11 protein-coding genes are annotated in these 14693 nt (G+C 40.7%); 9 read left to right on the top strand and 2 right to left on the bottom strand.

Annotated features, from left to right (window positions below; all coding sequences use genetic code 11):
* Positions 1-30 precede the first annotated feature (30 nt).
* Positions 31-1245 carry a gephyrin-like molybdotransferase Glp gene (gene glp / locus AN389_RS05180; RefSeq protein ID WP_055017842.1) on the bottom strand — a complete coding sequence of 405 codons (1215 nt, stop codon included), beginning with the start codon at positions 1243-1245 and terminating at the stop codon, positions 31-33.
* A gap of 80 nt (positions 1246-1325) precedes the next feature.
* Here glp and modA point away from each other — a divergent pair, with 80 nt between their 5' ends.
* Genes modA through AN389_RS05165 form a run of 3 tightly spaced genes read left to right on the top strand, consistent with a single transcriptional unit; the run spans position 1326 to position 3751 of the window.
* Positions 1326-2045, top strand: coding sequence for a molybdate ABC transporter substrate-binding protein (gene modA / locus AN389_RS05175; RefSeq protein WP_235575951.1), 720 nt, complete (start codon positions 1326-1328; stop codon positions 2043-2045).
* The gene (gene modB / locus AN389_RS05170; protein WP_055015044.1) at positions 2032-2718 is read left to right on the top strand and encodes a molybdate ABC transporter permease subunit; all 687 of its coding nucleotides are present in this window, start codon (positions 2032-2034) and stop codon (positions 2716-2718) included. The genes modA and modB overlap by 14 nt, the downstream gene beginning before the upstream one ends.
* Entirely contained in the window at positions 2711-3751 is a 1041-nt protein-coding gene (locus AN389_RS05165; RefSeq protein ID WP_055019390.1) for an ATP-binding cassette domain-containing protein, read from the top strand. The genes modB and AN389_RS05165 overlap by 8 nt, the downstream gene beginning before the upstream one ends.
* A gap of 26 nt (positions 3752-3777) precedes the next feature.
* On the opposite strand, the gene moeB is transcribed toward AN389_RS05165, so the two are convergent.
* Positions 3778-4536: a molybdopterin-synthase adenylyltransferase MoeB gene (gene moeB / locus AN389_RS05160; RefSeq protein WP_055015042.1), complete on the bottom strand. Its 759-nt coding sequence runs from the start codon at positions 4534-4536 to the stop codon at positions 3778-3780.
* Positions 4537-4824: 288 nt separating this feature from the next.
* Here moeB and AN389_RS05155 point away from each other — a divergent pair, with 288 nt between their 5' ends.
* The 6 genes from AN389_RS05155 (at position 4825) to moaA (ending at position 14693) form a co-directional block, all read left to right on the top strand.
* Complete coding sequence (locus tag AN389_RS05155; RefSeq protein WP_055015041.1) at positions 4825-6294, top strand: NarK family nitrate/nitrite MFS transporter; 1470 nt, start codon at positions 4825-4827, stop codon at positions 6292-6294.
* Positions 6295-6307: 13 nt separating this feature from the next.
* Positions 6308-8047, top strand: coding sequence for a bifunctional protein-serine/threonine kinase/phosphatase (locus AN389_RS05150; RefSeq protein ID WP_055019389.1), 1740 nt, complete (start codon positions 6308-6310; stop codon positions 8045-8047).
* A 9-nt stretch (positions 8048-8056) separates the two neighbouring features.
* Positions 8057-9250, top strand: coding sequence for an alginate export family protein (locus tag AN389_RS05145; RefSeq protein ID WP_055019388.1), 1194 nt, complete (start codon positions 8057-8059; stop codon positions 9248-9250).
* A 227-nt stretch (positions 9251-9477) separates the two neighbouring features.
* Positions 9478-10968 carry an FAD-dependent oxidoreductase gene (locus tag AN389_RS05140; protein ID WP_082430534.1) on the top strand — a complete coding sequence of 497 codons (1491 nt, stop codon included), beginning with the start codon at positions 9478-9480 and terminating at the stop codon, positions 10966-10968.
* 21 nt (positions 10969-10989) lie between these two features.
* The gene (locus AN389_RS05135; RefSeq protein WP_055019386.1) at positions 10990-13680 is read left to right on the top strand and encodes a nitrate reductase; all 2691 of its coding nucleotides are present in this window, start codon (positions 10990-10992) and stop codon (positions 13678-13680) included.
* A 41-nt stretch (positions 13681-13721) separates the two neighbouring features.
* A complete protein-coding gene (gene moaA, locus AN389_RS05130; protein WP_055019385.1) occupies positions 13722-14693 on the top strand; it encodes a GTP 3',8-cyclase MoaA in 972 nt (323 codons plus the stop codon).

Genomic DNA, 14693 nt, shown 5'->3' with positions numbered 1-14693 from the left:
GTGCTGGGCTTTTTTATGGACAAGGTTTTTTTATAATAGCTCTATTTCTACGGTTTCGTTTTTTTCAATATTGCCACTTTCTGCGGGCACTACAATAAGGCAATTTGCATGACTAAGCGATGAGAGTACCCCTGAGCCTTGCTTATTTATAGGCGTTACCAACAGGTTATTTTTTTCGTCGGTACTGGCAATACCGCGTTGAAAGTCGGTACGGCCGGGGCGCTTTTTAATCAGTGTGGTTGTAGTCGCTTTTAAACGTAACTTAGCAGTATGCTCATTTCCTGAAAGCTTTGTAAGGGCGGGTTTTACAAGTCGATCAAGCGTTACAGCCGCTGATACTGGGTTACCTGGTAAGCCAAAAAAGTAGCTGTTAGGTAATTGACCAAAAGCAAAAGGTTTGCCCGGTTTCATGGCAATTTTCCAAAAATGGATATCACCAATCTCATTTAATACTTCTTTGGTAAAATCGGCTTCACCAACCGATACGCCTCCAGAGCTTATTACAGCATCAGCTTGCTCATTTGCTTTTAAAAACGTGTTTTTAATCAGGCTTTTATCATCAGCGATAATGCCAAAATCAATAACTTCTATATTGCTATCATTAAGCTCGCTTAAAATAACAGCTCGATTACTTTCATAAATAGCGCCAGCAGGAAGCGCATTGCCCGGCTCTATAAGTTCATCTCCGGTAGAAAACACCGCAACTTTAAGTGTTTCATATACGCTTACTTGGCTAATGCCAATAGAGGCAAGTAAGCCTACATCGACTGCTTTTAGTTTTCTGCCAGCTTTAAAAACAACACTATTTTTTGCAATGTCTTCACCTGCAAAACGTACGTTAGCATTGAGTTCAATTTTGCCTGTAAATGTTATTTCGTCGTTATTTACAGTGGCGTTTTCTTGCATCACTACCGCATTAGCGCCAGAGGGCAGGGCTGCACCGGTCATAATTCTCACGCATTGCCCAGGGGTTAAGGTGCCCTCAAAGGTTTGCCCAGCAAATACACTGCCTACTTGCTGATAAGTTGTTAAGTCTTCACTTAGGCAAAGCGCATAGCCATCCATTGCCGAATTATCGTGACCAGGCACATTTATATCAGATTTAATATCGCGTGCTAGAACACGGCCCACACTGTGCATTATAGAAATGGTTTCTGCGGCTTTATTAAAGTTAATGGCGTTGAGCATATTACTTATTGCGGTATCTACTGGTAATAAACCAGGTGCATTGCATACATCGTTCATATATATTGTTTTTTATAATGTGTCTGATTTTTAAAACAATACTTATAATGTTAAAGCTTTACAATACATGGTGCGGTTATTTGTTGTTACTGTTCGTGCTATTTAGCAACTGCGTTAGCGCAAAAGAAACACTGCATATAGCCGTTGCGAGCAATTTTAAACCAGTGCTACAAAAGCTGATTACTGATCCTGCACTTAAAGATATAAATTTTAAAATATCGGCAGCATCTAGCGGTGTATTACACTCGCAAATTATGCATGGAGCGCCGTACGATGTTTTTTTATCTGCTGATGCGTCGCGTCCACAAGCACTTATAAAAGATGGTTTTGCAATTAAAGACAGTTTAACAACCTATGCAATAGGTTTATTAGCACTTTGGCAACCAAGTAGCAGCGTTATGAATAATAAATTAGCCATTGCGAACCCACGTTTTTCGCCTTATGGGAAATCATCAATGCATTATGCAAAAGCGTTTATAAAAACCCCCTATGAGTTTGTCTATGCAAATAATATAACTCATGCGTTTCAATTTGTTGAAACAGGCAATGCCGCTAAAGGTTTGGTTGCGTTATCTACGTTAAAGTCGGCTTATGGTAAAACTAAAAATAAAAAATATTTAAACTACACGCTTATCGACACTAAAAATTACCCTGAAATAACACAGCAAGGCGTTATTATTAGCGCGTCAAAGCATTTAACTGTTGCTAAAAAGTTTATGGCTTTTTTAAATGCCCCCGCAACCGCAAAAACATTATTAGCACTTGGCTACAAAGCAAAGGACAGTGATGCTAGCAAGTGATTTAACAGCGCTGTGGCTTACAATTAAACTTGCCTTTATAACAGCCGCTATCTTGTTAGTGATATGTATTCCGCTTGCGTGGCAACTTGCCAGTTACAAAGGTAAGTTAAAACCAATTTTAGAAGCACTTATAGCCATGCCTTTGGTACTGCCGCCTACGCTAATGGGTTTTTATTTATTGGTGCTGTTTTCACCTACGCATGCATTTGGCCAGTTTTGGTTTTGGCTTACTGGTACGCAGCTCGCATTTAGTTTTCAAGGGGTGGTTATTGGCTCATTATTTTATTCACTTCCGTTTGTGATGCAGCCGCTACTAGCGGGTTTTAAGCAAATAAATACCACCTATGACCAAGCAGCTATTGCTTTAGGAATAAGCCCATTTAAACGATTTATGTATTTAACGTTACCGCTATTAAAGCCAAGTATAGGCAGTGCCTTTGCGCTGGGCTTTGCCCATACATTGGGAGAATTTGGTTTAGTATTAATGATTGGTGGCAATATACAAGGCGAAACCCAAGTGGTGTCTATTGCACTTTACGATCATGTTGAGTCGCTTAATTATGGGGCTGCGCATCAATTATCGTTGGTGTTGCTCGCAATGGCGTTTGCGTGTTTAGTGTTGTTGTTTAAATTTAATAAAACCGTGATAAACGGAGCTGCTAATCGTGCTTAAAATACAATGCCATCAACGTTTGGACGATTTTGAACTCAATGTTGACTTAGCTATAAACCAATTTGATATTTTAGGGGTGTTTGGTCCTTCGGGCTCAGGTAAGTCGAGCTTATTAAAGGCGATAGCGGGGCTTACTACGGCGAAAAAGGTGTGTATAAATAATCATAATATTACCCATCTAAAGCCAGATAAACGCCTACTTACTTTACAGCTGCAGTCGTGCCCGTTATTTCCACATTTAAATGTGATGGGTAATTTACTGTTTACTCACACGCATTGTAAAAATAAAAGTCACAACCTAACGCCTGATCAGGTAATTGATTTGTTAGCACTAAATCCATTACTTAATCGTGATGTGGCGGGACTTTCGGGCGGTGAGCGTCAGCGTGTAATTTTTGCCAGAACACTGCTAAGTGGGCAATCTGTTGTTTTACTTGATGAGCCATTTAGTGCATTAGATTGGTCAACGCGTTTTACTATGTTGGCGGGAGTGCAACAACTTAATAAATCCCATGGTATTAAATTTATTATTGTTAGCCACTCTTTAAAAGAGCTGCTTTATTGTAGCGATACATTAATACATATGGCGAAAGGTAAGGTGCTTAAGTGCGGTGCTACACAAGACGTGGCGCACAGTATTTATACAAATAAGAGCCAAACACCACTGAGTGTACTTAGTTTTAGTAAGTCTGAATTTAATGATGCATTTGGGCTATGTAAGCTAACCCTTAGTAACAGCTTACAACATGTATATGCAGTGCCTTCGCTGGTAAAACAAAGTCATAGGTTAATTATAGAAAGCGGGCAAATAACCTACAGCAAAGTAAAACCGTCTAACCAGTGCAGTGCAAACGTGCTAATAGGTATGCTTGAAAATACCCAGCAGCTTGATGAGCAATGGCTACTTACTGTTAATGTAGATACGCAGTTGCTGTATTGCGCGGTATCTAAAAGGCAATGGCAACAAAGTAATGTGCAACTGGGTGAGCAGGTTTACCTAACAATAAATAATTTAGAAACGTCACATTATTAGTCGGTATACAGTTTAAGTGCATCAAATTAAGCACTGCAAACTGGGCAGTGCTTATTTTTAACAATGTTAAAACGGTTAAACTCCATACTCAAACCATCTACTAGTAATAGTTGCTCAGTGAGTTTACTGTTAAGTCCTGCAATAATTTTAAGGGCTTCAGTCGCTTGAATACTGCCTATAAGTCCTACAATAGGGGAGAGCACGCCTGACTCGGAGCAGCTTTGAGTTTGTTCGCCAAAGAGCTGTGACACACACCCATAGCAATGGCTATTAGGCGCCATTGTAAAGCAGGCAACTTGCCCCTCAAACCGAATAGCAGAGCCAGAAACCAAAGGCGTGCAGGTGTTATAGCAGGTGCTATTGAGTAAGTTACGCGTTGCTAAGTTATCAGAGCAATCAATAACAACATCCACTTTGCTAAGTAAGTGCTCAAGGCGCGCGCTTTCATCTAAAAATTCATCAATCGTGTGTATTTCTATTTCATTATTTAAATGAGTTAATTGCTTTTTTGCACTGTGGGTTTTTAAGCTGCCGATATCAGTGTGTTTGTAAAGCACCTGCCTTTGCAAGTTTGTCGCATCAACCACATCGTTATCGACAAGCGTTAATGTTCCTACTCCTGAGGCAGCTAAGTACTGTGCAACAGGGCAACCTAGTCCACCTAGCCCAACTATAAGCACATGGCTTTGCCATATTTTTTCTTGCCCATCGATATCCAGCTGAGGAAGCATAATATGGCGTGAATAGCGTAATTGCTGCTGATAGGTTAAAGGCGGTTTTTGCATTTATATTTTTTCTCATAATTTTTTTAAACAATACCAATTAGTTAAATCTTAGAGCAAGTAAAGCTTAAAATTTCTTTGCACTGTTTACGCTCACAGTGGCTGCTTTAATAGTGCAAAGCAAAAAAAATAACATTTCCAAAAAATATAAGTGCATGAAAAGCCTAACTAATAATTATTGGCTTAGTAATTGCTGAAGGCGGTTAACGTTAATTTAACAATCGCCGCAGTGTTTTTACTACCAAAGTTGTATTCGCTGCGTAAAACAATAATCGTTACAAGGAAAAAAACATGCAACCGAGTACTGGGTTTAATCTCATATCGTTTAGCGGAAAAATGAAAATACTACATTTAAGCTGGATGGTGTTTTTTATCTCTTTTTTTGTATGGTTTAACCATGCGCCATTATTAGGTGCCATAGCGAGCTCGCTAGGAATATCCATGGCACAGGTTAAAACGCTACTAATTCTAAATGTCGCTTTGACCATTCCTGCACGTGTGGTGGTTGGCATGCTAACCGATAAATTTGGCCCGCGTATTGTTTATGCGGCTTTACTTATTTTATGTAGCATACCGTGTTTTATGTTTGCCATGGCGACCACGTTTGAACAAGCCGCTATTGCCCGTTTTGCACTTGGCTTTATTGGTGCGGGTTTTGTTGTGGGCATTCGTATGGTGAGCGAGTGGTTCCCAGCAAACGAATTAGGCACAGCAGAGGGCATTTATGGTGGCTGGGGTAACTTTGGCTCTGCAGCAGCTGCAATGCTGTTACCAGTATTAGCATTGATGTTTGGTGGCGAAGATGGCTGGCGTTATGCGATTGGCTTAACAGGTGTGTTAAGTGTCATATTTGGTGTTATTTGGTACTTAAATGTATCGGATACACCTAAAGGTGGCACGTACTTTAAGCCCAAAAAGGTTGGGGCAATGGAGGTAACCAGTAAAGGTGACTTTGTATTACTACTTATTATGAAACTGCCTATGTACGGCGCATTGGCGTTACTTACTTGGAAACTTTCGCCAGCGGGCGCCAGTTTACTGTCTGAAAACGTTGTAATTTGCACCTATGCCTTTTTAGTACTGCTTTATTTATACGAAGTATATAAAACCTACGATATAAACGGCCATATTTTTAAACAACCAGTGCCAGAGTCGCACCGTTACGAATTTAAGCAAGTGGCAGTATTAAATATTCTTTATTTTACTACTTTTGGATCAGAGCTGGCTGTTGTATCTATGCTGCCATTATTTTTTAGTGAAGTGTTTGGCCTTGATATGGTGTACGCCGGTTTACTTGCATCTGCTTATGCATTTATGAACTTAGCCTCTCGCCCTGGTGGTGGTTGGATCTCAGATAGAATGGGTCGTCGTAAAACACTAATTGTACTAACCGCAGGTTTAGCTGTTGGTTACTTTGTAATGGGTTTAGTTGATGCTAGCTGGCCACTTTGGCTTGCGGTAGCAGCGGCTATGGCGTGTTCGTTCTTTGTGCAAGCAGGTGAAGGCGCTGTTTTTGCTGCTGTGCCACTCATTAAACGCCGTTTAACAGGGCAAATTGCAGGTATGACAGGTGCTTACGGTAACGTGGGAGCGGTTGTGTATTTAACGGCGTTATCGCTGGTGGACTACCAGACCTTCTTTATGATTATTGCAGCAAGTGCATTGTTAGGTTTGGCTGCATTATTTTTCATGAAAGAACCCGACGGTCATATCACAGAAGTTAACGAAGATGGCACCGTTGAACTTATTTCAGTGACTTAAGGTAGCGTTTAGTATGTTTGATGAAACCCAAAAAGCCAGCGCACTCACCAACGAACTTAACGTTGAGTTTGGTGGGCACAGCAGTAAAGGTATAAAAACCGAAAACCAAGATGCGTTTGCAGCCCTTAATACTCAAGCACAGGAAAAAGAGTCAAAAGGGGTGATTGCCTGCTTGGCCGATGGGTGTTCATCAGCAAAAAATGCTAAACAAGCGTCACAGTTATCGGTAACGCATTTTATAAATGAGTATTTAAATACACCACCCAGTTGGGCCATTAAAAAGTCGGTATCTAAGGTGTTGGCCAGTTTAAATCAGTGGCTGTATTCGCAATCGGTTAACTACAATCATGTTGGCCAACGCCAAGCTGATTGGATGACCACGTTTACAGCGCTTATTTTAAAATCGGCAACGGGTTATATTTTTCATTTAGGTGATACCCGAATTACGCGTTTACGTGAAAAAAATATGGAAGCAATAACACGCGACCATAAAGTAAACGATACCCTAACGAGGGCTTTAGGTGCGCAGCTTCATCAAGAAATTGATGTATACGAAGTTGAACTTAAAGCGGATGATATTTATATACTTACCTGCGATGGTGTACACGACGTGTTGCCATACAGTGATATACAAAAGCTAATTGATGAGCATACTAATTTAGAGCACGCAGCAAAAGCAGTGACAGAGCTTGCCATAGCAAGAGGCAGTGACGACAACGTAAGCTGCTTGCTTGTAAAAGTAAATAGTATTGCAAAACAAAATTTAGACGAGTTATATCACTCTTTAACGAGGCGAAAAATTCCGCCACCGTTAAAGGTTGGGCAAAAAATTGATGACTTTACTGTTATCCGCGAATTACACGCCAGTAGCCGTTCGCACATTTATTTAGTGCAACAAACACCCGATACGCCGCCAGTTGTATTAAAAGCGCCTTCGGTAAATTTTGAAGACGACGTGCACTACCTTCAAGGCTTTATAAGAGAAGGCTGGGTGGGGCAACGTATTAACCATCCCAACGTTATGAAGGTTTTAAATACCCAATCGCAAAGCCGATTTTTATATCATATTTGCGAATACATGGACGGGCAAACACTGAGTGATTGGAAGCATGATGTACCGCATCCTGAAATTACCCAAGTGCGCAGTATTATTGAACAAATAGTGCACGCACTGAGAGCATTTCAGCGTTTGGATATGGTGCATCGTGATTTAAAACTCGATAACGTGATGATAGACGCCCACGGCAAGGTAACATTAATTGATTACGGCACGGTAAGTGTTGCGGCAATGGATGAGTCAGTAAAGCAAATTGCTGATGATTGCCCACAAGGGACGGTAGATTACACCGCACCAGAGACACTTATTTCGCTGCATGCTGATTTTAAAAGCGATATGTTTTCGCTTGGGGTGATTGCTTATGAGCTACTGTGTTCAAAGCTGCCCTATAAAACATTGCCGATAAATCATACCCCTATTGATTACAGCCATTGGCAATACACAAGTATTCGTAAATACAGAGCCGATATCCCGTTTTGGTTAGATCAGGCTTTAATGAAAGCATTGGCGCCAAAACCAGAGCTCAGATACCACGCATTTTCTGAGTTTTTAGCAGATATTAATAAACCTAATCCACTTTTACAGAGTTCAGCCAATAAAATTTCAATAATGAAACGCGATCCAGTATTAGTTTGGAAGAGCATTTCGCTGTGCTTATTTATCATTTTATTGTGCGTACTCATAATTAAAAATTAAGAGATAAACATGTTAAATTATAAAAATAACTTACCTATTATTTTAATGATAGGGTGCATTGCTGCGCCTTCAATAAGTCATGCAGCACAAACCGACCTTAACTTTAGACTGCGCTTTGAAAGCGCAGAGCAAGATAACGCGTTAAAAGATGCAAGTAGCTTAACGCTGCGCACACGCCTTACGCATAAAACAGATGAAGTGAACGGCTTTTCTGCTCTTATTGAAGTTGAAGACAGCCGAAGCCTGTTAGGTGTGGACGATTATAATAATACACTAGGTAAAAATACTGATTATTCAGTAATAGCCGACCCAGAAACCACAGAAGTAGATCAAGCTTTTGTTAAGTACGCTAAAGATGCGTTATCTATTAAAGTAGGAAGGCAAGTAATAGCGCTTGATGGACAACGATTTGTGGGTCACGTTGGCTTTAGGCAAGACAGACAAACCTTTGATGCAGCAACAGTCAATTACACATTTAATGATATTAACCTCCATTATAGTTATATAAGTAAACGCAACCGTATTTTTGCCGATAGCAAAGATATTGATGCATCCGATCACCTTATTAATGCACGTTTTAAAACAAGCGTAGGTAAAGTGGTTTTATACGGTTATTTATTAAGTAACGACGCAGTAGATGACGACAGCTTAGATACTTATGGTGTTTCATTTACTGGGAATAAAACGCTCAGCGACACAAAGGTTTACTATAAGGCAGAGTACGCCACGCAATCTGCTTCAACGAGCATGAGTGATTTTGGTGCTGATTACTATGCCCTTGAGGGTGGCGTTGATTTAGGCGGTTTAGGTATTAAAAACGTGACATTAAAAGCCGGTATTGAGTCGTTAGGTTCTGATAATGGTGAGTATGGTTTTGCTACGCCGCTTGCCACAATGCATAAATTTAATGGTTGGGCTGATTCGTTTTTAGCAACCCCGGCACAAGGACTTGATGATATTTATGTAAGTTTAAATGGTAAAGCCTTTGACGGTAAATGGTTAGTGGCTTATCACAACTATGATGCCAACGATAATGCGAATGGGGTTGATGATTTAGGCTCAGAGCTAAACGTGCAATACGTTAAGCCTATTAATAAAACCTATGCTGTTGGCGCTAAATATGCCGATTATTCAGCAGGTGATAGCGCTGCAGGCAAAGTTGACACTCAAAAAATATGGGGGTGGGTCAGCGCTAAATTTTAAACGCTTAGGCACAGTTTAATCCTCGTAATTTAAAGCGTTACAAGTTGGTGCAATAACGCCAGCTTGTGGTGCTTTCACTTCTTTTTTACTGCACCAAGTTGGATAACTTACTGAAATATATTGATTATATATCTGGCTTGCATATTGCTATAACAGCTACATAACAAATTATATGTTTGAAGTACTAATGTATGCATTGAGAACTTTAAACAAAACAGGTGAATTTAATGCCAAGCAAGCAGCGTGTAGTCGTCGTAGGAAACGGAATGGTGGGGCATCATTTTGTACAGCAACTAGTAACGCAACAAGGTGACAGGAAAAATATTGCTATTACAGTGCTCAGCGGTGAAGACCGTCTCGCTTATGACCGTGTTCAGCTTTCGTCGTTTTTTAAAGGTAAAACCGAAGACGACTTAGCGCTTACCTCAAATAAAACCTATCAAGATTGGCAAGTGAGTTTTCATACTCACTCTAAAGTGGTTGATATAAACCGCGAAGAAAAAACAGTGACTACCTCAAAAGGTGAGTCATTTGCTTACGATAAGTTAATACTGGCTACGGGCTCATATGCATTTGTGCCACCCATTCCAGGTAAAGATCGTGAGCATTGCCTTGTTTACAGAACTATTAACGATTTACACGCCATAAAAAAATCAGCACATGCCAGTAAAGTGGGCGTGGTTATTGGTGGTGGTTTATTAGGGCTAGAAGCCGCAAATGCCTTAAAGCAGCTTGGCTTGCAAACTCACGTGATAGAGTTTGCCCCCCAACTTATGGGCGTACAAATAGATGGTGCTGGTGGGCGGTTACTAAAAAATAAAATTACCGACCTTGGCGTTACAGTGCATACCTCAGTGGCGACAGAGCAAATTATTGAGGGTGAAAACAGCCGTTATAAAATGTGCTTTAAGGGTGGTCAAACTTTAGAAACCGACATGATTGTATTTTCGGCTGGTATTCGCCCATACGATAACTTAGCGCGTGAGTTTAATTTAGAAATAGGTGAGCGCGGCGGTATCGTAATAAACAACCATTGCCAAACGAGTGATGAAAACATATATGCGATAGGCGAATGCGCCCTTTGGAATAACTTTATTTTTGGCCTTGTTGCACCAGGCTACGCAATGGCAAAAGTAGCCGCAGGGCATGTTTTAAATCATTCGAGTTCAATAGATGTTGATGAATTTAGCGGCGCTGATATGAGCACAAAGCTTAAATTAATGGGTGTTGAAGTAGGTTCAATCGGCGATGCCCACGCACGCACTGAAGGCGCAATTAGCTATTACTTTGAAGATCAGCCAAACGGTATTTACAAAAAAATAGTCACTAATGAGCAAGGCAACAAACTTATAGGTGCTGTACTGGTTGGCGATACCAGCGAGTACGATAATTTATTGCAGTACCACTTAAATAATATAGAGCTTAGTGTGCCTGCAGAGTCGTTAATAATGCCGCTTGCAGGTGACGCGGGTGAACTAAGCGCTGATGATTTACCACGTGATGCCATTATTTGTGCGTGCCACAAGGTGACAAAACACACCATTGAGCAAGCTGTTATGCAAGGCTGTAGTGACTTAAATGCAGTGCAACACGCTACTAAAGCAAGTACGGGGTGTGGAGGCTGCGAAAAACTAGTGCAAAGCGTTATTAGCAGTGCACTTAAAAATAAAATAGCCACGTTAAACCCAGTAAATGAGCCTGTATCACAGAGCGCTTAACGCGAATAATAAGAGAGCAGTATGGAAACTTTAAACACATGTTCAAATAAGCCTTTGCTTAAACAAACTACTTGCGCTTATTGCGGTGTAGGGTGCGGGGTTGATATTTCATTATTAAATAATACCCCCACAAAACTTGAAGGGACGCGCGAACACCCCGCTAATTATGGCCGCTTATGTGTTAAAGGCACGCATTTGTTAGATACAACCGGCACAGACAACAGATTAACATCGCCCCTTATTGATAACGAGCCTGCCAGCTGGGATGCTGCAACCAGATATGTGGCTAATAGATTTAACGCCATTATTAAAGAGCACGGGCCAGATTCGGTTGCGTTTTATGTATCGGGGCAGTTACTTACCGAAGATTACTACGTTGCCAATAAATTAATGAAAGGCTACATAGGCTCAGGCAATATAGATACAAACTCAAGGCTGTGTATGTCATCGGCGGTTGCAGGTTATAAACGTGCGTTTGGTGAGGACGTAGTGCCATGTACCTACGAAGATTTAGAACAAACTGAGCTACTTATTTTAATTGGCTCTAATGCAGCGTGGACGCATCCGGTGCTTTATCAGCGTATGGAGCGCGCAAAAAAACTTAATCCAAACATGAAAGTCGTGGTTATCGACCCGCGAAAAACCGATACAGCCGAACTTGCCGATACTTTTTTAAATATAAAACCAGGCAGCGACGCAGCACTTTATAACGGCTTACTTAATTATTTAAATGAACATGACTATTTAGATACGCAGTTTATTAACGCGCATACAAATGGCTTTGAAACCGCGCTTGCAGAGGCGAAAAAGTGGAGTATTAATGAGGTAAGTGACTTTTGTGATATTGACGCGCAGCAAGTGAAAGAGTTTTACGCCTTATTTGCAAAAAGTTCAGCTGCTATTAGTTTTTATTCGATGGGTATTAACCAATCAAGCTCAGGGGTTGATAAGTGTAACGCCATTATAAATGCGCACTTAGCGTCAGGTAAGTTGTTAAAACCGGGCTGTGGTCCGTTTTCAATAACTGGGCAACCTAATGCAATGGGGGGGCGTGAAGTCGGTGGCTTGGCTAATCAATTAGCGGCGCACTTAGATATAGAAAATGAAGAACATCAACAGTTAGTACAGCGCTATTGGCTTTCACCAAAAATAGCTAAAAAAGCAGGCTGTAATGCGATTGATATGTTTGATGAAATAGCCAAAGGTAAAATAAAAGCGATTTGGGTAATGGCCACCAACCCTATGGTGAGCCTACCTAATAACGCAGAAATACAACATTCACTTGAGCAATGTGAGCTGGTGGTTGTGTCTGACTGTATTGCCAAAAGCGATACCCTAAAATTTGCTAATGTGGCGTTTCCATCTACCGGGTGGGGTGAAAAAAACGGCACAGTAACTAACTCAGAGCGCAGAATATCAAGGCAGCGGCCGTTAGTTGAGCCTTTCTCGGGGGCTAAAAATGACTGGCAAATAATATGCTCAGTTGCTCAAAAAATGGGTTTTGAAGGGTTTGACTTTACAGACCCAAGCGGCATTTTTGATGAATGGGCTCAGTTAACTAATTTTGAAAATAACGGCAGCAGAGCGCTTAATTTATCAGGCCTAGTAGGGCTTACGCAGCAGCAATACGATAATTTAAAACCGGTTATGTGGCCGGTACTAAAAAATGAGCCTTATAAAAATGGGCGGGTTTTTACTAATAAACAATTTAGCACCGCAGATAAAAAAGCTCGCTTTATACCTATAACGCCTAAACTTCCTGTGCAGCAAACATCAAGTGATTACCCTTTTGTAATGAACTCAGGGCGAATACGCGACCAGTGGCATACAATGAGCCGCACCGGAAAAAGTACTGCGCTTTCAACACATATTACACGCCCGTATATTGAAATAAACCCCATTGATGCCAGCAGATTAAATATAAAACCAAACGATTTAATAACCGCCAATGCTAAAACGGGGCAGGTTACAGCGCATGCAAAAGTGACCGATGCCGTGCGCAAAGGCGAGTGTTTTATGCCTATTCACTGGAACAAGCAATTTGCCTCATCCGCTACGGTAAGTGGGCTTTATCAATCGGTTGTTGATCCGATTTCGGGCCAAGCTGAATGTAAGCATGGTGCCGTTGATTTAGTCAAAGCGCAGTTTGCTCAGTACATGCAATTTTTTAGCAAAACTGAGCTTAAAATAAACAGTGATTTTTGGCTTAAAGTTAACGCAAGCAATTGTGTTAATTACCAGTTAGCGCTTAATGAGGCACAAAATGACTTACTTTATTACTGCCAAACATTAACTGGGTTACAAGGGCAGTGGTCGGCGATGAGCACGGCAAAAGCCATGCATGTTCAATGTATTCAAAACGAGCAATTAGTGTTTGTTGCGGTTATTTCGTCAGATCAAAAAGACATATCGCTTGAGTGGATAAATCATTTATTTGCAGAGCCTTTAATAACCTTTAGCCAATTACAGTCATTGCTGTATGCAACCCCCGATGAAGAGTTTACCCAAGGCGCGCAAGTATGTAGTTGCTTTAAAGTACGTGAGCAGCCCATTATAAATGCCATTAAAAGTGGTACAAATACAGTGGAACAGTTGGGGGCTAAACTAAAATGCGGCACAAACTGTGGCTCGTGTAAAACGCAGTTAAGCCAATTAATAAAGCAGCATGGTACAAAAAACGCTAACAGTATTGATGTTGCGGTTGTCATTTAAAGTGCTATTTAGAAAAAATAACATAAACACCAAGGAAGCATATGCTTAATGATCAATTTGGTCGGCAGTTTAACTATTTGCGCCTCTCTATTACCGATGTGTGTAACTTTAGTTGCACCTATTGTTTACCAAACGGGTATCAGTGCGATACTCCGCGTAACTTTTTAAATAAAAATGAAATAAACACCTTAGTAAATGCCTTTGCGCAATTAGGCACTAAAAAAGTGCGTATTACAGGCGGCGAGCCGTGTTTACGCAGTGATGTAACCGACATAATAAAGCAATGTAAACACACGCCAGGTATAGAAAAAGTAGCTATAACAACGAATGGTTTTAATTTATTTAATAAAATTGATGAGTTTTACAGCGCTGGCCTAGATGCGCTTAATATTAGTATTGATAGCTTAAACCCGAGCATGTTTAAATTAATTACAGGGCACGATAAATTAGCCCAGATTTTAAAAGGGATAGACCGAGCAATTGAGCTGGGCATAAAAGATATAAAAATAAATGCCGTGCTGGCTAAGCAGTTTAATAAAAACCAATTAAAGGATTTTTTAAACTGGGTGAAACATAAAAAAGTAACGGTACGCTTTATCGAATTAATGGAAACAGGCAATGGCGCCACCTTTTTTGAACAAAATCATTTAAGCGGGCAAAGTGTTAAAACACGGCTTTTAGCACAAGGTTGGTTACAGGTAGTGAGAGGTAAATTAAACGGCCCCGCAGAGGAGTTTTGTCACCCTGAATTTGAGGGCCGCATTGGCTTAATTATGCCCTACAGCAAAGATTTTTGTAAAAGCTGTAACCGATTAAGAGTATCGTCATTAGGCAAACTACATTTATGCTTATTTGCCGAGCAAGGTATAGACTTACGCCCGCATTTAAATGCTGAAGATACGCCAGCCACTGTAAACGCTATTCAAGCGGCAATGGGCAACAAAACCATTAGCCATGAGCTTGATAAGCGCTTAACGGGCGCCACAACCCATTTAGCTATGTTAGGCGGCTAA

This window comes from Pseudoalteromonas sp. P1-7a (assembly GCF_001401855.1).
Taxonomy (GTDB): Bacteria; Pseudomonadota; Gammaproteobacteria; order Enterobacterales; family Alteromonadaceae; genus Pseudoalteromonas.
This window is presented reverse-complemented; position numbering and strand designations above follow the sequence as displayed.